The sequence below is a fragment of the Paracoccus salsus genome (assembly GCF_021556615.1).
In the GTDB taxonomy this organism is placed as follows: domain Bacteria; phylum Pseudomonadota; class Alphaproteobacteria; order Rhodobacterales; family Rhodobacteraceae; genus Paracoccus; species Paracoccus salsus.
Genome location: NZ_JAKGGD010000001.1, coordinates 496,656 through 515,335 on the forward strand (window position 1 = coordinate 496,656; position 18,680 = coordinate 515,335).

The 18,680-nt window shown below is 66.7% G+C and carries 14 protein-coding genes; 2 read left to right on the plus strand and 12 right to left on the minus strand.

The genetic code is table 11. The features are described 5' to 3' along the window. Position 1: 1 nt before the first annotated feature. The 9 genes from L1965_RS02450 to L1965_RS02490 all read right to left on the minus strand — a co-directional run bounded on the left by L1965_RS02450 (position 2) and on the right by L1965_RS02490 (position 10,429). Positions 2-2,335 (minus strand): aldehyde dehydrogenase family protein, encoded by a 2,334-nt coding sequence (locus L1965_RS02450; protein WP_235754806.1) that lies wholly within the window; start codon positions 2,333-2,335, stop codon positions 2-4. A 7-nt stretch (positions 2,336-2,342) separates the two neighbouring features. Continuing rightward, positions 2,343-3,284, minus strand: coding sequence for a deoxyribose-phosphate aldolase (deoC, locus tag L1965_RS02455; protein ID WP_235754807.1), 942 nt, complete (start codon positions 3,282-3,284; stop codon positions 2,343-2,345). After that, positions 3,281-3,952, minus strand: a complete 672-nt coding sequence (locus L1965_RS02460) for a DUF1523 family protein (protein ID WP_235754808.1) — start codon at positions 3,950-3,952, stop codon at positions 3,281-3,283. The genes deoC and L1965_RS02460 overlap by 4 nt, the downstream gene beginning before the upstream one ends. A 13-nt stretch (positions 3,953-3,965) precedes the next feature. After that, positions 3,966-4,247, minus strand: coding sequence for a hypothetical protein (locus tag L1965_RS02465; protein ID WP_235754809.1), 282 nt, complete (start codon positions 4,245-4,247; stop codon positions 3,966-3,968). After that, positions 4,244-5,641 carry a DUF6638 family protein gene (locus tag L1965_RS02470; protein WP_235754810.1) on the minus strand — a complete coding sequence of 466 codons (1,398 nt, stop codon included), beginning with the start codon at positions 5,639-5,641 and terminating at the stop codon, positions 4,244-4,246. Before L1965_RS02470 ends, L1965_RS02465 begins: the two co-directional genes overlap by 4 nt. A 103-nt stretch (positions 5,642-5,744) precedes the next feature. Then, entirely contained in the window at positions 5,745-7,670 is a 1,926-nt protein-coding gene (locus L1965_RS02475) for an AAA family ATPase (RefSeq protein WP_235754811.1), read from the minus strand. Continuing rightward, the gene (locus L1965_RS02480; RefSeq protein WP_235754812.1) at positions 7,671-8,219 is read right to left on the minus strand and encodes a putative glycolipid-binding domain-containing protein; all 549 of its coding nucleotides are present in this window, start codon (positions 8,217-8,219) and stop codon (positions 7,671-7,673) included. Further along, complete coding sequence (locus tag L1965_RS02485) at positions 8,219-9,352, minus strand: hypothetical protein (RefSeq protein ID WP_235754813.1); 1,134 nt, start codon at positions 9,350-9,352, stop codon at positions 8,219-8,221. Before L1965_RS02485 ends, L1965_RS02480 begins: the two co-directional genes overlap by 1 nt. Positions 9,353-9,355: 3 nt before the next feature. Next, the gene (locus tag L1965_RS02490) at positions 9,356-10,429 is read right to left on the minus strand and encodes a coiled-coil domain-containing protein (RefSeq protein ID WP_235754814.1); all 1,074 of its coding nucleotides are present in this window, start codon (positions 10,427-10,429) and stop codon (positions 9,356-9,358) included. A 125-nt stretch (positions 10,430-10,554) separates the two neighbouring features. On the opposite strand from L1965_RS02490, the gene L1965_RS02495 reads away from it, so the two are divergent. Beyond that, positions 10,555-11,826, plus strand: coding sequence for an acetylornithine deacetylase/succinyl-diaminopimelate desuccinylase family protein (locus L1965_RS02495; protein WP_235754815.1), 1,272 nt, complete (start codon positions 10,555-10,557; stop codon positions 11,824-11,826). A 92-nt stretch (positions 11,827-11,918) separates the two neighbouring features. After that, entirely contained in the window at positions 11,919-14,123 is a 2,205-nt protein-coding gene (locus tag L1965_RS02500) for a hypothetical protein (RefSeq protein WP_235754816.1), read from the plus strand. On the opposite strand, the gene L1965_RS02505 is transcribed toward L1965_RS02500, so the two are convergent. The 3 genes from L1965_RS02505 to folE2 all read right to left on the minus strand — a co-directional run bounded on the left by L1965_RS02505 (position 14,120) and on the right by folE2 (position 18,667). Beyond that, positions 14,120-15,139 carry a SpoIIAA family protein gene (locus tag L1965_RS02505; RefSeq protein ID WP_235754817.1) on the minus strand — a complete coding sequence of 340 codons (1,020 nt, stop codon included), beginning with the start codon at positions 15,137-15,139 and terminating at the stop codon, positions 14,120-14,122. The two genes, L1965_RS02500 and L1965_RS02505, sit on opposite strands and share 4 nt — an antisense overlap. Before the next feature lie 33 nt (positions 15,140-15,172). Continuing rightward, a complete protein-coding gene (locus L1965_RS02510; RefSeq protein ID WP_235754818.1) occupies positions 15,173-17,551 on the minus strand; it encodes an ATP-dependent helicase in 2,379 nt (792 codons plus the stop codon). Positions 17,552-17,689: 138 nt separating this feature from the next. Beyond that, positions 17,690-18,667 carry a GTP cyclohydrolase FolE2 gene (folE2, locus tag L1965_RS02515; RefSeq protein WP_235754819.1) on the minus strand — a complete coding sequence of 326 codons (978 nt, stop codon included), beginning with the start codon at positions 18,665-18,667 and terminating at the stop codon, positions 17,690-17,692. Positions 18,668-18,680: the final 13 nt, after the last annotated feature.

Genomic DNA, 18,680 nt, shown 5'->3' on the forward strand with positions numbered 1-18,680 from the left:
GTCAATAGGCGGCGCTGCCCGATCCCGCCGGCAAGGCACCATAGGGGAGCCAGACCGTCTTCCACTGCGTGGCGTGGCGCAGAAACACCGCGCCCTGGGCATCGTCCTTGGTCCAGTCGCGGTTCGCGGGCGACCAGACCGGTTTCAGGTTGCCGCCGGCCGCATGTTCCACCGCCGCGAGTCCGTCCGTGTCCCCGACATGCCACATCGCGGCGACCGCATCATGGGCGGCGGCCGTCCGCGCCAGTTCCCCCCTGACACCCGTCACGATGTTCACCACCCCACCCGGCAGGTCCGAGGTGTCGAACACCTGGTACAGATCGGCCAGAACCAGCGGATCGTCCTGCGCAGCGATCGCGACCACGCTGTTGCCCATCGCGATGGCCGGCATGACCAGCGACATGAACGCGGCCAGCGGCTGGGTGTTGGGGCAGGCGATCGCCATGACTCCGAACGGTTCGGGGATCACGTTCACCAGATGACCCGGCCTGGCCTGCACATTCGCGCCGTCGAACTTGTCCGCCCAGGCGGCATAGTGGAAGGCGCGTGCGATGGCCGCGTCGGCTTCCTGCCGGCTGGTGCGCCGGGCGAACTCCTCGGCCCGCGCCGCCAGATTCTCGGCGATGTAATACAGCACCTGCGCGCGGGCGTGACCGCCCATGGCGGCCCATCTGCCGGCCTTCGCCGCCGCCTCGACCGCGTTGCGGATGTCCTTGCGGCTGCCCAGTGGCGCAAGCCCGCCCGGGACCCGATACATCGCCCCGCCATCCGGGCGCTTCTGCGCGCCGCCGATATACAGCTTCATGGTCCGGTCGATCTCACCGCCCTTGCCCTCTGTCCGGTCCAGCAGGACAGGCTGGCTTGCAGGCGGTTCCTTGGCCGGCTTCGCCTTCGGTTCGACCAGATAGTCCCGCATGCCCGCCCGGCCGCCCTCGCGACCGAATCCGCTTTCGCGATAACCGCCGAACGGTGCGGCGGCGTCGAACATGTTGGCGCAATTGATCCAGATGACGCCCGCCTTGATACGCGCCGCGATGTCAGTGGCGACGGTCGCGCTTTCAGACCAGACAGAGCCCGCCAGCCCGTAGCGGGTGTTGTTGGCAAGTTCGATCGCCTCATCCGCCGTGCGGAAGGTCGAGAGGGTTGCGATCGGGCCAAAGATTTCCTGCTCCATCCCCGGATTGGCCGGCGCGATATTTCTCAGATAGCCAGGCGCGACAAAGCAGCCCTCGCCCGATTCCCCGCCGACCAGTTCGGCCCCCGCGGCGGTCGCGGCGGCGCAGATCGCCAGGATGCGATGCTTCTGGACAGGATCGACGATCGCGCCGATATCGGTCGACTTGTCCAGCGGCGCGCCGACGCGCAACCGCGCCATCCGGGCGCGCAGCAGATCCTCGAAACGCGAGGCCACGGCCTCGGCCACGAGGATTCGCGAACCCGCGCAACAAACCTGGCCCTGGTTGAACCAGATCGAATCCACGACCCCTTCCACGGCGGCGTCCAGATCGGCGTCCGGCATCACGACAAAAGGCGACTTGCCCCCCAGTTCCAGCGTCAGCGGGGTGCCGCTGCCGGCCAGCCTGTCGGCAATCTGCCGGCCGACCTCGGTCGAGCCGGTAAAGGCGATCTTGTCGAGCTTTGCCTCGACCAGCGCCGCACCGGTCTGGCCGTCCCCGGTGACGATGTTGACCACGCCCGGCGGCAGCCCGACCTCATGGCATATCTCGGCAAAGGCAAGCGCGGTCAGCGGCGTGTATTCGGCGGGTTTCAGCACGACGGTATTCCCGGCCGCCAGCGCCGGCGCGATCTTCCACGCCAGCATCAGCAGCGGAAAGTTCCACGGGATGATCTGGCCGCAGACGCCAAGCGGGGCCTGGCCCGGGAATTCGCTGTCGCGCAGTTCGGCCCAGCCGGCATGGTGATAGAAATGCCGGGCGACCAGCGGGATGTCGATGTCGCGCGATTCGCGGAGCGGCTTGCCGTTGTCCAGCGTCTCGAGCACCGACAGGAACCGTTCGCGTTTCTGCACATGCCGCGCGATGGCATAAAGATGGCGGCCGCGTTCGCTGCCCGACAGCGCAGCCCATGTCTTCTGCGCCTTGCGGGCGGCCTCGACGGCGCGGGCGATGTCGGCGGGCGATCCTTGCGACACGTCCGCCAGCGCCTCGCCGGTCGATGGATCGCGGCTGGTGAAGATGTTGCCGGCCGTCGTGAACCGGCCGCCGATGAAATGCCCGAAAGGCGCATATTGGCGCAGCCAGGCGCGAACGGCGCCGCTGTCTTCGACCGAAGGGCCGTATTCCAGGCTTTCCATGATTTCGCTCACACGGCTCATTTCTTCCTCAGGCGACAGCTTGGCGATGGGCAGCGGCATAGCGGCCCGTCACGTGGTGGCTGATCTGGCGCTCGATATCGCCAAGCAGAGAGCTTGCGCCGATCCGGAACAGGCAAGGCGCAAGCCAGTCGCGCCCCAGCTCCTCGCGCATCAGCACCTGCCAGGCGATCGCATCCCTGGCCGTCCGCAGCCCGCCGGCGGGCTTGAACCCGACCTTGTGGCCGGTCTGCGCGTGATGATCGCGAATGGCGCGGCACATGACCAGAGAGACGGGAAGGGTCGCGTTGACGCTCTCTTTTCCGGTCGAGGTCTTGATCCAGTCGCTGCCGGCCTGCATCGCGACATGACTGGCGCGCGCGACGTTTTCCAGTGACTTCAGATCGCCGGTCGCCAGGATCGCCTTCATCTTCGCCGCGCCGCTGGCCTCGCGCATCGCGCGGATCTCGTCATACAGCGCCGACCACTCGGCCCTCAGCACATGAGCGCGAGTGATGACGATATCGATCTCGTCGGCCCCCTGATCGACCGCATAGCGGATCTCGGCCAGTCTCAGGTCGAGTGGCATCAGCCCGGCGGGAAAGCCGGTCGCCACGCTGGCTACGGGAATGCCGCAGTCGCCAAGCGCGCGCTTCGCCGCCGCGACCATCGTCGGATAGACGCAGACGGCCCCCGTGGTCAGTCCTTCGACCCCCATCGCCTGCAACAGGTCGGGCGCGACTGGCTGGCGCGCCTTGGCGCATAGCCGGGCGACCCGGTCCTCGGTATCGTCACCCGCGAGGGTGGTCAGGTCGATGCAACGGACCGCGTTCAGCAGCCATGCTGCCTGCCATTCCCTTTTCAGGCTGCGCCGAGCCGGCAGCGTGGCCGCGCGGCGTTCGACCGCCGGGGTGTTGATCCGGATGTCCGAGAAGAACGCCGTGTCCAGCGCGGTGCCGGGATTTCGCCTCATTTGCGGGGCTTCCCCTTCCAGCTGTTCCACCACCCGCGCACGTGACCGCGCGCCTCGGCCGCCTCGGAGGAGACGCGGTCGGTCGCACGGTCCCAGCCGTCATCGACAGACCTTATTGCCGGGTCGATGGTGCGCTCGCGGAACTGCGCCCACATCCGCCACAGCAGGATCAGGAACAGCAGCAGCAAAGCGCAGATGATGAGCGCACCCCAGTTGCGCGGCCGTTCGTTCGGCGAGGCCAGCGTGTCGATCGCGATGGCGTTGGGATAGGCGGTCAGCCACGGAAGCCGCCAGCCATAGGCGGTCACGCTGACCCAGGTCGGCGCCGCCGCGGTTGATTTCAGATTGGTCGCCTCGGCGTGCAGGTTGGCGCTGTCATACTTGAAATAGGGAGGCCAGATCCAGCCTGTGTCCTCGTTGCGATAGACGAAGACCTTGCCGTTGGGGCGCACGGTCTCGATGAACCGCACGTCGCGCTGACCGGCCGCATTCTCGACCGTCCCGGTGTCCTCGGAGGCATAGAAGATCGCGTTCGACGAGGTGACGGCCGTCAGCCGGTTATAGGTGTTGGTGATCCGCACCGTGTTCTGCGACGGCAGCGCATAATCGAGGAACAGGAAGATCACGACCCCCAGCATGACCCCCAGAACGACCTTGACGTAGTACATAAGCGCCGGCCCCTTATTGCCAGTTGACCCAGTAGACGATCGCCATGATCGCCAGCGTCGGAATGATGAAGACCAGCCACAACAGCCGCGATTTCAGCGTCCTGTCAAAGCCGACCATCGACTTGCGGACGAACTCGTCGCGCAGCGCGTTGTCGCCCGCCATGTCGGGATGGCGCTCGTCCCATTTCTCTTCCAGCGTCTCGCGCCGCAGTGACCGGATATAGATCCGCAGCAGCAGATAGAACATCGCCTCAAGCAGCAGGACCAGCACGATCAGTCGAAACAGCGCGATCACCCCAGACCTCCTGTCGCGCTGCCCCATGGTCCGGATGGACGCGGCAGCCCCGCCTCGGTCAGGCTAACACGTGCCGGGCCCCAGGGACCAGCCGGCGCAGGGCGTCGCGTGGCGTCAGCCTCGGACATTCCCGGCTCGGGCCCGAACAGTGCATCGCGCGTGCCCTGCTTGTCGATGAGGTATTCGCGCGCCAGCATGTCGGCCACATAGGCGCGCTTTTCGTCGGGCCAGCTTTGGTAGAGTTGGTAGAAAAGCGGCTTGTGGGTGATGAAAAGCTGTCGCAGATCGTGGGGCGCCAGTTCGGCAAGCAGCCGGTTGATCAGATCGCGCGCCGGGACCGGCGTGGCGCGGATGGCATAGAAATAGGCCGGGTCGCCGCTGTCGATCACCGGCCAGTCGCCACCCTGTTCGGCATAGCGCTGCAAGGCGGACAGCCCCCTGATCTCGGGCGGCAGGTCGCTGCCCATCCGCCCCGCCGCGCGGCGTAGCGCCGTACGGCCCCCGTCGCCGGCGCCCAGTCCCAGCCGGATCGCGGCGTCGGCCAGCACGAAATCGATCTTCTGGCGCAGGATCGGGGCCGCGTCGGCACCGCGCGCGTTGATGATCGGCTCGGCCAGCGCATTGCGGGCCAGCCATGCGGCGATCGGGTGGCGATCCTTCAGGGTCAGGGTCAGGAAGCCCTGCACCTCGGTCCTCTGCGAGGGATCCGCGAAGATCATCGCCGGTTCCTTCGCTGAGCGTATCAGATACACGCCGCCGAAATCCGCTGTCCAGAAATCGGGGACGTCGAAATCGGTGTGCTTCAGCCGGATCGGATTGCGCAGCACGTCGCCGGATTTCTGCGCCTGCCGGATCATCTGCGCGATCAGCACATCGTCCCACCACGCGTCGGGTTTGCTGCGGAACGTGTCGATCATCGCGGCCAGTCTGTCGGCCTCGGCGACATGGTTGCCGGTGGTGTCGGCGCTGACCTTCAGGCGGCGGATACCGGGCAGATCGGCAGGTCCGGACAGCGTCCAGACCTGATCCTCGACCTGGCCCAGCACAGCATCGCGGGCGGTCAGGCTGAACAGCTGGCTTTCGTTCTCCGCGATGAACCGCCGCATCACCTCGCGCAGCACCGAGAGATCCGCATTGAGCATCGGGGCGGACTTCTGCTCGGTCGTCAGCAGGATGAACTGCCGCTCGCCCCCCTTGAGCGACAGATAGTCCATGTCGCCCAACTCGTCCCCGACCTCGGGGGAATAGCCGCTGATGTCGATGTGGAATTCGGAAAGCCGGGTCTGCTGCCCGATGGCCTTGGCGAGGGCACGGTTGTAAAGCGCCACCCAGGCGGTCGAATCCACCCGGATGAGATTGCCGAACATCAGGCCTTTCTCGATGAGGCGCTTCACGGCCCGGCGCTCCTCATCAGGCATCCCGCGATCAAGCCCGACAGCGCCGGACCAAGGCCGAAGGCCCATCCTGCAGTCAGGATCAGAACCAGATTGTCCGGCATCATGCCTCCCCTTCGAACCGCCGCCTGGCTTCGGCCAGCCGTTCCATGTTCCGCACCGCCGCCGCGATGGCATTCTCGTCGGCGCTGTCGGAATAGCGCCATTCGCTGTCGGCGTATCGGTTGATTTCCTGCACCACCATTTCCGTGGTGATGGGGCGGCGCAGTTCCTCGATCATCTGGATCTTGCGGACATAGGGCTGTTGCAGGAACGGCTCGGGCGTCTGGAACCATTCGTCGGGCATGTCGAAATCCATGGCACGGGCCTTCACCGCGTCGGTGATGCTTTTCACCGCGCGGCCGGTAAAGCGCGGCTCGGCCTGGGCGATGGCGAACAGGTAACTGCCCAGCTCGGCAAGGTTGTCGAGCGGGCCATGTTGCGCCGCGACCGCGTCAAAGACCTTCTGGAGCCCGGCCTCTTGCGGCCGCAAATGGCTTTCATAGCTTTCGGCCACGGCACGCTGCATCGCCTGTGCACGCATCAGGTCGTGTTCGCCCACCGGGATGCCGTGGCGGCGGCCCAGCAGCAGGGCGAGGATGTCGATATAGTCGGCGCGCGTCTTGGGCCCGTCGATCAGGAAACGCGCGCTCGCCCGCTGGCGCAGGGCGTCGTCGATATTCTCGGCATGGTTCGAGAACATTCCGAAGGTCGCATTGCCGCGCACGACCGTCGAGGCCCCCGCGAAAGCCTCCATCAGCACGGCGGTGATCTCTTGCTGGCCCGATGATGACTGCCGATCGCCGCGTCGGCCGGCGATCTGGTCGATATCGTCGATCGTGCCGAAACCGATCACCTTGGGGTCGATGATCGCGTTGATGAAGGCGCGCGCGTTCTGGCCCGACTTGCCCTGGTAGCTGTCGACATTGTCCACCGACAGGTTGCGATAGCGGAACGGATAGCCCGCCACCGCGCAGTAGTCGTGGATCAGACCGGCCATCATCTGGATCAGCGTGGTCTTGCCGGTTCCCGGACGGCCATCTCCGAGGAAGGTGAAGGTGAAGCCGCCCAGTTCCACGAACGGGTTCATCATGCGATCGAAATCATAGGCGACCATCATGCGGGCCAGCCGCATCGCCTGATGCTTGGCCAGCGCGTTGCCGATCACCTCGTCGGGGCGCTTGTAGTCCATGGCGACGGGGCCGCCCCTGGCCTTGGTGGCGGGCGCGAAGCCGGCGATGGGCAGATCGTCCTCGGCCACCCGCCAGGCGGCGCCGGTGAAGGCACGGACGCGGGGGGCACTCTCGCCCCGCGCGGCGACCGCCGCCGAAAGCGCCTCGGCCCAAGCCAGGGCGGTTGCAATCAGGCTGTCGTCCGTCCTGGCCTCGCGTGCGAGATTCTGGTCCAGTTCCCACAGCGCCCCCTTCAGCGCGGCCAGCGGGTTGTCGGTCAGCACCTCGTCGGCGGTGACGCCCTCGGTCGTCTCTTCGCCGGCATGTTCGGCCAGAAGAAAGGTCGTCGCGTTGGCAAGCACCGCCAGCGCGGCCAGCGATTCCACCGCCAGCAGCTCGGCGAACTCGCGGTGTCGGTCGGCGGGCAAGCGGCTTTCCAGGTTGATGCGCTTGAGTTCCGCGGCTCCGGATCGCGCCGCCACCTCGTCCGCGACGGTCAGGGCGATGGCGATGGCCCGGCGCATCACGCGCGCCATCGTCGCGGCAGCGGGGGTCAGCAGGTCGTCGCCGCCGGCATCCTCGATGCGCTCGAGAAGCCGCACCCCGTCAGGCCGGGCGACCGGACGCCCGACGAGGCCGGGCGTGGTCGGGCGGAACCGGCCGCCCGCCGGAATGCCGGGCGAGCGTTCCGGCATGGCCTGCGGTGCAGCCCGCCCCAGACGCGGCGCATGTTCAAACCCGGTCAGCAAGGAAAGAGCTTGCGGGTAGCGCCGCCGGATCTCGTCCTCGGGCAGTTCCATCTCGTTGCGGGCGTCCATTCAGTCCTCTTGCGTCCAGAATCCCGGAAAATCGGTCACCAGGCCGTGTCGGTTCACCGTCAATGTCGTGCCAGAGCCGCCTTCGGCGGCGCGGTAATCCCACCGCCCGCCATCGGTCCGGCGATAGGTTCGGTGCAGCGGCCTCAGCCGCCAGTCGGCCTCGTCCAGCCAAGCTGCCGCACTGTCGCCTCCGCCTGACAGCTTGAGACGGTTCAGCGCCAGCGCATGGGTGGCCGCCGTGAAGGCCAGATCAAGATCCGTCAGACCGTGGCTGCCCGGCACCTCATCGCCATTCACGCGCCACTCACCCCCCGCGCCGCGGCGGATGGACAGGCTCAGCCCCTGGCCACCGACCCGGCCCTGGATGCGCGCGGAGCGGCTGTGCCAATCCTCGCCGCAGATCACCTCATAGACCAGATGTGCCGGCCCCGCCCGGCCGCGCCACGCCGCCGCGCCGTCGAGATGCCACTGGCCCGAATCGAAACGCAGGTTGCAGGCATCGTGGCCGGGGACGTCCAGCCTGCGCCACAGGATCAGCGCACCGGCCATCAGCGATACCCCGCGACCCGGCCATCCGGGCCGGGCACGTATTTGCGGATGTCGCGAAATCCGGCCGGGTCCAGCGCCGCCAGCGCCTGATAGGGCCGCTGCGGCAGGATCAGCGCGCGCGTGACAGCCGTCGTCCCCTGCCCTGCTCCGTGCCGGTTCAGCGGGTCCAGCCGGAACACCTGCCGCTCGACGACGCTGAACAGCCCGCTGTGCTCGATGGTCGCGCGCTCTGCCTGCAGGTCCTCGATGGTCATAGCGACCGCCCAATCCTCGTCCGCGGGGGCGGCGGCGTTTTCCAGAACCTGCCGGATCGGCCCTTCCTGCACGGTGAAGCCCTGCGAATAGACCGGTCCCAGCACGATCCGCCGCAGCCGCATCGGGTGCAGCGTATCGAAATCGCGATCGCAACCCCGTGCGATGGTCAGCAGCTGCAACGACGTCACCGACTGCGCCAGCAGATGGGCGCGCAGTTCCGGCCAGCGCTTCGCATCCTCGACCAGCGGCCGGCGGCCACTGTCGTCAGTGTCCATCAGATAGATCACCGGCACGTTCAGCTGACTGTCATAGACCGCCCAGTGCAGCAGCCAGCGACGACGCTGACGGTCATCGCCCGACAGCCAGTAGCCTTGCGGGTGCATCTGCGGCCAGAACAGCCCGCCTTTGGCCAGCGCCTCGTAATAGAGCCGCTGCGACAGCGCGTATTGCAGCCGCGTCGGGATCACCAGATCGCCGACGATCTGCCGGATCATGTCGTCCTTGATCGCCTGCGGATCGGGGGTGCGGGCCAGTTCCTCGCCCGCCTGTGCGGCATCGGCGGCGGTCTGGGCGATCTCGGACCAGACCGGAAAGCCGGATTCGTGGATGTCGATGGTGACGTGCCGGCGCAGCGGCCCCTCGATCCGCCCCGAGACCAGGTATTTCATCGACAGTGCGTCCAGGCTTGTCCGCAGCGCGGCCAGGTAACCGCCAATCACTTCGGTCTCGATCCGCGTGAACACGCCGTCGCGAACCATCTCGGCCAGCGCTGCGGGCAGCACGCCGGCGATCCGCCGGGTCTGGTCGAAGAACGCACGCGCGGTCAGGTCGTCGTCAAGCCGGCGGTGATCGGCGTCCAGATTGCCCGTCTCGGCCACGGGTCAGCCGCCATACAGGTTGCTGTCGTGTTTTTTCACGATCTCGGCGAAGCGGCGTGCAAAGCGTTCGTCGGCCCGGGCCTTTTCCTCAAGGACCTTGCGGGCAAAGATCATGTGGTCGCCGTGGACCTCCAGCATGTCGGCCATGCGGTCGTTGGTGGCGGTGCCGATGGCGGCCATGGCGGCCTGCGCCTCCTGGTCGGTCCTGACGCCGATCTCGTTGATGCGATGGGCGACGTCCTGCTGTTGCGCGGTCTTCAGGGACTTGGTCAAGGCGTCATACAGCACCACCCGCTGGCGGGTATCGGTCTGCAGCTTGTTGATCAGCACCATCTGCGTGGCGGCCTGGTTCTGCAGGCTGTCCACCCAGGTCTTGCCGGCCTCGATATAGCGTTCCAGCGTCTGCGACTTGGCCAGCGCCACCTGTTCGTCCTGCACCAGCGCGTTGTGTTCCCTGTTGGCGTTGGCCAGTTCGGTTTCCAGCCGCGTGCGGTCGGTCGCATCGGTGGTCGAGGCGACCCTGTTCTCAAGTTCGATCAGCTGCGGGTCCATCGCCCTGATCCGGTCGCGCAGGCTTTCCATCGTGGCGACGGTTTCCTCGCGTTCTGCAAGGGTCTGACTCAGGTTGGTCTCGACCTTCTGCTTCTGGTCGTTCAGCAGTTCAAGCTGGCCCTGCAACAGCCGGGTGATGCTGTCGGACTTGGCGAGAAGATCCTGCAACTTGTCGTCGATGCTGGCGGCACGCAACCGTTCCTGGCGCATCGCCTCGGACTTGCCGCGGGCGAAGATGCCGACAAGACTTTCCCAGCCGGTCTTGCTGCGCAACTCCTCGAAATCCTTCGAAAAGCCCGCCGTCACGTCGTCCAGCCCCATGATCAGTTCCGCGATATTGGCGTTCATCGCCTCGGTATGCGCGTGGACATCGGCCAGTGTGGCATTGGCCACATCCACGGGCAGTTCCGCCGTCTCGGCGCGCGCGGCGACACGATCCAGCGCGGCCGTCATCTCGGCGATCTTGCCCTGCGCGGTCGCCACCTGCTTCTTGCTGTCGTCGATCTGCTTCTCCAGCGATGCCATCGCGGTTCCCCCTGACTGTTTGACGGGATGTTAGGGCGCTAGCCCGGCGGCGCAAGGGGCGCAACGGTCTTCGGGCGGGACAATGCCCGTTGTCAGCAACGCGGCGCCCGCATAGCCTTGGCACCATGACCCGCCTCAAGGACGCCATCGACGACCGCCGCGAGCAGCTGATCGCGCTGACGCAGGACCTGATCCGGATACCGACCCTGAACCCGCCGGGACGCCATTATCTGGACATATGCGAGTATCTTCAGGCCCGCATGTCCCGCCAGGGCTGGAAATGCGACCTGATCCGCGCGACCGGCACACCGGGCGACAGCGACCGGTATCCGCGCTGGAACCTCGTCGCGCGCCGGGCCGGGGCACGGCGTGGCGACTGCGTCCACTTCAACAGCCATCACGACGTGGTCGAGGTCGGCCATGGCTGGAGCCGCGACCCGTTCGGGGCGGAACTGGTCGACGGCCGCATCTATGGACGCGGTTCCTGCGACATGAAGGGCGGGCTGGCCGCCAGCATCATCGCCGCCGAGGCCTTCGTCGCGACCTGGCCAGACCATGCCGGCAGCATCGAGATCAGCGCAACGGCGGACGAGGAATCGGGCGGCTATGGCGGCGTCGCGTATCTGGCCGAACACGGGGCCTTCGCCCATGTCGATCACGTCATCATCCCCGAACCGCTGCACAAGGACAGGATCTGCCTGGGCCATCGTGGCGTGTGGTGGGCCGAGATCGAGACCCAGGGCCGCATCGCCCACGGCTCGATGCCGTTCCTGGGCGACTGCGCGGTCCGTCACATGGGCGCCGTGCTGGCCGAGATGGAGGCAAGCTTGTGGCCGCTGCTGGCCGGCAAGAGGACCGAGATGCCGGTGATCCCCGAAGGCGCCCGATCCTCGACCTTGAACATCAACGCCATCCACGGCGGCGCGGCCGAACATGACGCCGACTATACCGGCCTGCCCGCCCCCTGCGTGCCCGACCGCTGCCGCATCGTCATCGACCGGCGCTTCCTGATGGAAGAGGATCTGGCCGAGGTGAAGGCCGAGGTTACGGCGCTGCTGGACCGCGTGAAGGCACAGCGCCCCAGCTTCCGCTACGAGTTGCGCGACCTGTTCGAGGTGGTTCCCTCGATGACCGACCGGGATGCGCCGGTGGTGCGCACGACCGCGCAGGCCATCCAGCGCGTGCTTGGCCACGAGGCGGCCTATGTCGTCAGCCCCGGCACCTATGACCAGAAACATATCGACCGCATCGGCAAGCTGAAGAACTGCATCGCCTACGGGCCCGGCATCCTGGATCTGGCCCATCAGCCCGACGAATGGATCGGTGTTCAGGACATGGTCGACAGCGCCAAGGTCATGGCCCTGGTGCTGGAGGATCTGCTGACCCTCAAGGGCTGACCCATTCGCGGCCGCGCCCGAATGGAACTCCATTCGAATTTCCTTGCCCTATGATAGTATTAACGCCGGTCCTGTTTTCAGGCGGGGTTTTCATGGTGCAACGCAATCTGGTTCTGGTCGTTCATGGCATCGGCGAGCAGGCGGCGGGACAGACCATCGACGCGCTGGTCGGCGGTGCCATCCGCGAGCTGGGTCTGCCCGGTCCGGTCGAAAGCCGCACCGAGATGATCGCCGAGGTCACCTCCGACGCGCGACGGCTGCGACTCTTTCCCTGCCCGATCCGCCAGACGGTCCTGCCCGCCGGCCGCCACGGTTTCACCAAGGACCAGCAGGTGCTGGCCGGCGAGGTGTGCTGGTCCGACCTCTCGCCGGCCCCGCGCGGCGCGATCGCCACCGGCTTTGACCTGCTGCGCACGGTTCTGACGCTTGGATACCTGGCGCTGGACAATGTCTCGCAAAGCCACGAACCCGCGCATCGCTGGATCCGCGCGCTTGTGCATGTGTTCGTGTGGATCTTCTACGCCCTCATCGCCCCCATGAACGCGCTGTTGCTGATGGGCTCGATCCTGATGCTGACCGACAGTTTCATCATCCCGCTTGGTCCCGAGACGCTGCATGGCGCGACCCTCATGGCGATTCTGGGCGCGGTCGCGGTGGTTGGCCATCTTGCCTGGAGGTCCCGGCTGCGGCGCCCCGAAAGCTCGTATCTGGAACGCTGCTTCATGTCGGGCTTCGGCGCGCTGGGGGCGGCGACGCTGGTCGCAGGCCTTGTCGTGCGGATGTCGCTGCCCGACGTTCCCGAACTGGCGGTGATCGACATGAACAATCCGCAGGCCTATGTCCCGGCGCTGCCGCGCGAACCGCCCTTCTGGCTGGAATGGCTGCGCCGGGCATCCTGCAACTCGGTCGAACTCAGCGCCTGCTGGGACCCGGCCTATCAGGACATCGCGGCGCTGCTGTGGGCGTTCACGATGCTGATGGCGCTGACCTGGCTGGTCGCGGTCGCGGTGCTTCTGGCCATATTCATGATGTCCGCGATCACCGATGTCGGCCTTTGGCGGACCGCCGCGCTGGCCGGGGTGCCGCTGGTCGTCATTCTTGCGATCCAGCTTGCCTCCGACCTGCCGAAGCTGGTTCTGCTGCTGGCCCTGCTGGCCGTGGCCGGGGCCGCCTTCGCGCGCTGGGTGGCGCGGCAGGGCGGCGAGGCGCTTGGCCGGATGACCCGGCTGTTCGGCCGCCGCGCCCGGATCTATCTGCCGATCTGCAACGCGATGCTGTTCCTGTGGATGCTGATCTCGGCGGCGATCTGGTCGATCTTTGCCGAGCTGATCAAGAAGATCGACAGCCCCAAAGGCGGGCAGACCCTGCTGGGCCAGCTTTACAGCGACTATTCCGGCCTCGCGACCAGCACCATGTCCTACATCGTCTTCGGACTGGCCGGGCTGATCGTGGCGGGCGTCGTTCCGCTGCTGATCCGGCAGCGCCGGAAAGAGGCGCTGGCGCTGGATCCCGAAAGCTGGCTGGACGTCTGGTGCGGGCGGGTGATCCTGAACCCGGTGCTGAACCTGCTGTTGATGCTGCTGGTCCTGTGGATCGCCTTCGGCGGCGCGCTGCAGGCGGTCCGCACGGCGTTCGACGTGCTGGGGGTCAACTACCGGCCATGGAACAGCGACACGCTGATCGGCGGGCTGATCCGTTTTCACGACCAGGTCGCCGCCTACAACCCCATGGCCATCGCCCTGGTCGGCATGGCTGGCATCGCCGCCTATCGTGCGGCGGATTTCGTCTCGGCGGCGCTGGGGGTGGCGCGCGACATCTCGATCTATTCGGCGCGCACGCTGGCCTACAGCCCCGATACCCCAGGCGGGCGCAGCGCCTATGCCGTGCGGGAACGCATCAAGGCGCGCTTCCGGTCCGTGCGCGACCATCTGGCGCGGCAATATCCCCATGACCGGCTGATCGTGATCGCCCATTCGCAGGGCACCGTCATCGCCGCACAATGTCTTCAAGAGGCCGGTCCCGGCGACACGCCGATCTTCCTCGTCACCATGGGCAGCCCGCTGACCCATATCTATGGCCAGTATTTCGCCAGGGGCTTTGACATGGCCGATCTGCCGCCACAGCTGGAACGCTGGATCAACATCTATCGCTGCGACGATTTCGTCGGCACCGACGTCACGCTGGAGGGCGGCGCGGTCATGAATCACCGCGTCGCGCCGGGCGGGCATACCGGCTACTGGACGGACCGCCATGTATGGCAGGCCGTGCGCGACGTGCTGGCGGGGCGGATGTCCTAATCGTCCTTGACGGGGCCTGCGGCGTCCGGCTTCGTCGCCGCTTTGCGGGCCCTGGGATTTCGCGTCGCAGCCGCCGGTTTCGCCGGCTTGTCGGTCCGGGTTGCCTGCTTTCGCGCCGCGGGTCTGGTGTCGGTCCTTGCGGCGGGCCGGGGCTCGGCCTCGGTCAACGGCTCGGCATCCGCCGAGGCCGCCTGTGCGGGCGTCGGGTCTGGAGTCGGGTCTGGAACCGGGTCTGGCGCAGCGTCGGTTCCCGGGTCGGGCGTCGCAGTGGACAGGCCCTCGGCAATCCACGATCTTGCCGCGTCCATGGCGTCGCTGGGGAACACCGCCACCTCGCCCGGCATCAGCGGCGCGAACATCTTCACCCCGCGCGCGATCCAGCCGATATCGCTGACAACCGCGACGCGCTCGAAGCTGCGCCAATGGGTCAGGCCAAGCCGCGCGTCATCCCACATCGCGCCTGCGGTATAGCGTTCGAAATCCGGCCCCACCTGCATCAGAAGCCGCACCCGTCCATGTCGGCTTTCCATCTTGCGGACCAGCGGAATCAGCCGGTCCTCGTAATCGCGCGACGTCACCTCGCCGATCGCGCGGATCGCGATCACGGCATCCGGAAACCCGTCCAGCAGCACGTAACCTTCGGGCTCCTTCTCCGGAGAACCGGCCCAGGCGACCGCCGCGTCTTCCTGCCGGACATCGAAATGCCGAACCCGTGCCCGTACGAAGATGTCCGCCAGGTTGGGCAGCATCCACAAGCCCCTTGCATCGGTGACGATCGCCACGCGCGGCAGCACCAGGCCATGCTTGCGAACCACCTCGAAATGAGCCCTCATCGCGGACAGGCCCTGCCAGTGGGGCAGTCCCTTCAGATGGACCACCAGACCCGGCATCCGGTCATGCGCGTTGATGTAATCGTCGATGGCGCGGCCCATCGCCTCGAAATCCGCGGCCGGGAGCGGCCCATCGGGCCGCGCCGTGATCACGTTGCTGGCGCTGTCGACCTCGATGTTCAGCATCTGCTGTCTCCGTTGCTGCGGACGCCCCGACTGTCAGAACGGCACGTCGTGATCCTCGCCTGCCGGCCTGACATAGCCGGCCTTGATGGTCCTGAACCCGGTTGCGAACTGCACGGTCAGCGTGTCCTCGGCGATGCCCATGATCTGACCCTCGCCGAACTTCGCGTGCACGATCCTGTCGCCGACCGTGAACGTCGTGGACGGCGCGGCGTCGATGGTCACGGGCGCACGGTGGACCGGCGGTTTGCGCTCGGATGCGCGCGCCTGCATCCGCTTCCATCCGGGGGAATTGTAGACATCGGCCTTCGAGGCCCGGTCATGCATGTCAGTCCCGGCATTGGCGCCGGCAAAGGCCATCGCAGCCCCATACCCGCCGCCATACAGTCCGGGCGGCGTCAGCACCTCGACATGCTGCTCGGGCAGTTCATCGACAAAGCGCGAGGGCATGCTGGACTGCCACTGGCCGTAAAGCCGCCGGTTGCCGGCAAAGCTGATCGTCGCCAGGCGCTCGGCCCGGGTGATGCCGACATAGGCCAGCCGGCGTTCCTCCTCCAGCCCCTTGGTGCCCTGCTCGTCCATCGCGCGCTGGTTGGGAAACAGCCCGTCCTCCCAGCCGGGCAGGAAGACGACCGGGAATTCCAGCCCCTTGGCGGCATGCAGCGTCATGATGCTGACCTGATCGACCGTCTCGCCCTCGTCACGGTCCATGACCAGCGCGACATGTTCAAGGAAACCCTGCAGATTGTCGAACTCCTCCAGTGCCTTGACCAGCTCCTTCAGGTTGTCCAGGCGCCCCGGCGCATCCGGCGTCTTCTCGTTCTGCCACATCGCGGTATAGCCGGATTCGTCGAGCAGCCGTTCGGCCAGCTCGACATGGCTGACGGTGCTGTCGATGGCATCTGCGTGCCAGCGTCCCACGCCCTGGACGAGGTCGCGCAGATTGGCGAGTCCCTTGCCGCCCAGATTGCCGTCCTCGACCGCGATCCGCGCCCCTTCCAGCAGCGGGACGCCATTCTGTCGCGCCACGGTCTGGATCGTCTGCACCGCCTTGTCGCCGAGGCCGCGCTTGGGCGTGTTCACAATCCGTTCGAACGCCAGGTCGTCCTCGGGGCTGACCACAAGCCGGAAATAGGCCATCGCGTCCCGGATCTCCTGCCGCTCGTAAAACCGCGGCCCGCCGATCACCCGGTAGGGCAAGCCGATGGTCATGAAACGATCCTCGAAGGCCCGCATCTGGTGGGATGCCCGCACCAGGATGGCGATGTCGTTCAGCCCCACCCGGCCAAGCGCGGCGCGATGCCCGCCCTGCAACGCCTCGATCTCTTCGCCGATCCAGCGCGCCTCGGCCTCGCTGTCCCAATGGCCGATCAGCCGGACCCTCTCGCCCTCCTCCGCGTCGGTCCACAGCGTCTTGCCCAGCCGGCCCTGGTTGGCCGAGATCAGGCCCGACGCCGCCGCCAGGATCTGCGGCGTGGACCGGTAGTTCTGCTCCAGACGGATGACCTGCGCACCGGGGAACTCCTTCTCGAAACGCAGGATGTTGCCGACCTCGGCGCCCCGCCAGCCATAGATCGACTGATCGTCGTCGCCCACGCAGCAGATGTTGCGATGCCCCTGAGCCAGCAGCCGCAGCCACATATACTGCGCGACGTTGGTGTCCTGATACTCGTCCACAAGAATATAGCGAAAACGATCCTGCCACTGACGCAGCACGTCGGGATGGGCCTGGAACAGGGTGACGCAATGCATCAGCAGATCGCCGAAATCGACCGCGTTCAAGGTCAGCAGACGGTTCTGATAGGCTTGGTACAGCCGCCCGCCCAACCCGTCGAACGCGGTCGCCTCGCCCTTGGGAAGATTCGCCGGGGTCAGGCAGCGGTTCTTCCAGCCGTCGATCAGATGCGCCAGCTGCCGTGCGGGCCAGCGCTTCTCGTCCAGATTCTCGGCCTGGATCAGCTGCTTCATCAGCCGGATCTGGTCGTCGGTATCGAGGATCGTGAAGCTGGGCTTCAGATGCCGTTCGCCATTGCCGATCAGCTCGGCGTGGCGGCGCAGGATCTTGACGCTGATGGAATGAAACGTCCCCAGCCAGGGCATGCCCTCGACCGTCTCGCCCAGCAGCCGCACGATCCGCGCCTTCATCTCGCGCGCTGCCTTGTTCGTGAAGGTCACCGCCAGGATCTGCCCCGGGCGGGCATGCCCCAGCATCAGCAGATGCGCGATCCGCGTGGTCAGCGCGCGGGTCTTGCCGGTCCCGGCGCCCGCCAGCAGCAGGACCGGCCCGGCCAGAGCCTCGACGGCAGCGCGCTGCGCGGGGTTCAGCCCGTCCAGATAGGGCGACGGCCGTGCCGCCATCGCGCGCCGCGATAGCGGAACGCCGTCGAAATCATCGGAATCGTCCAGAATTTCCATCGCTGCAGCATACGCAGCGCGGGGCGACAAGGGAAGCCCGCGTTCCCGCTTCGTTCCGTCCTCGCGCTGCTTTGGTCCGGAAATATCCTCGGGGGGTCCGGGGGGCGAAGCGCCCCCGGCCGTCGCGGGACGCAGGGCTCAGGCCTGCAAACCGGCGAACGTCATCGGATCCAGCGACGCCTGCGCGAAGGTCGGACCATCGACCAGCAGGCTGACCGCATCATGCGAATGCAGCGATTCCTGATGGCTGGCCAAGACGCGAAAGTCGCCGATCCGGGCATCGGCCTGCAATTCCTTGGCGAAGGCCCGCACCGCATCCTCCACAAAGATCGGATTCGAGGCGTTCAGCTCTGCAAAGGCCTGCTCGTCCTCGCGCTTGACCATGACCTGCGTCTCGGTCGGGACGGCCCGTCGGCACAGCTCGACCATGTCCTCGAACCAGATCTTCTCGGGGCCGCCCATCACCGCCGAGATCCGCGCCACCGACCGCTGCGAATGCGGGGTCGCCAGCCGCGACCGGCTCTCGCGGGCATGTTCCGCCAGTTCCAGCGAACAGGGGCAGGTCGAGGAATAGACATAATCGAAATGCATGATCCGCAGCCTCTGGCCGCGATGTTCCACGACCTCCTGCGCGACGTCGTAATACTGCCAGCCCGACAGTCCCGAACGCAGCGAATCGACCCGAATCGGATAGGAAAACCGCATCTGGATGCGCGCATCGAACGCGTCCAGATCCGCCTTGTAGTCGTCCAGCGCGGCCTCCAGCACATTCAGGCTGAACAGATGGTCGGAATGGGCATAGAACGACCGCATGATCCGGCTCATGTTGATGCCCTTGCGGTCGGCGTCCAGGCTGACCGTCCCGGTCACGCTCGTCTCCAGCGTGATCTCTCCGCCGCCCGTCGCGCAAGCCGGGCGCGTCTGGTAGCGGATCGGCAACCTGAAATTCGAGATCCCGACATGCTGGATCGGCGCCCGCGCGCCGACGATCAGGCTGGCCGGTCCATTCTGCAGGTCGGGCAGCGCGGACCGGTAGCTCTCGTCGGCCCGGAATGTCGCGTCATAGTCGCGAATCAGCGCGGGATAGGCCGGCACAATCGGACGGGCGTCGGTCATCAGCGGTCATCCT

What these genes read in the sequence shown, in the direction of transcription:
- L1965_RS02450 (WP_235754806.1), bottom strand. Translation starts at nt 2,335, where the DNA reads ATGAGCCGTGTGAGCGAAATCATGGAAAGCCTGGAATACGGCCCTTCG.
- deoC (WP_235754807.1), bottom strand. Translation starts at nt 3,284, where the DNA reads ATGAGGCGAAATCCCGGCACCGCGCTGGACACGGCGTTCTTCTCGGAC.
- L1965_RS02460 (WP_235754808.1), bottom strand. Translation starts at nt 3,952, where the DNA reads ATGTACTACGTCAAGGTCGTTCTGGGGGTCATGCTGGGGGTCGTGATC.
- L1965_RS02475 (WP_235754811.1), bottom strand. Translation starts at nt 7,670, where the DNA reads ATGGACGCCCGCAACGAGATGGAACTGCCCGAGGACGAGATCCGGCGG.
- L1965_RS02480 (WP_235754812.1), bottom strand. Translation starts at nt 8,219, where the DNA reads ATGGCCGGTGCGCTGATCCTGTGGCGCAGGCTGGACGTCCCCGGCCAC.
- L1965_RS02490 (WP_235754814.1), bottom strand. Translation starts at nt 10,429, where the DNA reads ATGGCATCGCTGGAGAAGCAGATCGACGACAGCAAGAAGCAGGTGGCG.
- L1965_RS02495 (WP_235754815.1), top strand. Translation starts at nt 10,555, where the DNA reads ATGACCCGCCTCAAGGACGCCATCGACGACCGCCGCGAGCAGCTGATC.
- L1965_RS02500 (WP_235754816.1), top strand. Translation starts at nt 11,919, where the DNA reads ATGGTGCAACGCAATCTGGTTCTGGTCGTTCATGGCATCGGCGAGCAG.
- L1965_RS02505 (WP_235754817.1), bottom strand. Translation starts at nt 15,139, where the DNA reads ATGCTGAACATCGAGGTCGACAGCGCCAGCAACGTGATCACGGCGCGG.
- L1965_RS02510 (WP_235754818.1), bottom strand. Translation starts at nt 17,551, where the DNA reads ATGGAAATTCTGGACGATTCCGATGATTTCGACGGCGTTCCGCTATCG.
- folE2 (WP_235754819.1), bottom strand. Translation starts at nt 18,667, where the DNA reads ATGACCGACGCCCGTCCGATTGTGCCGGCCTATCCCGCGCTGATTCGC.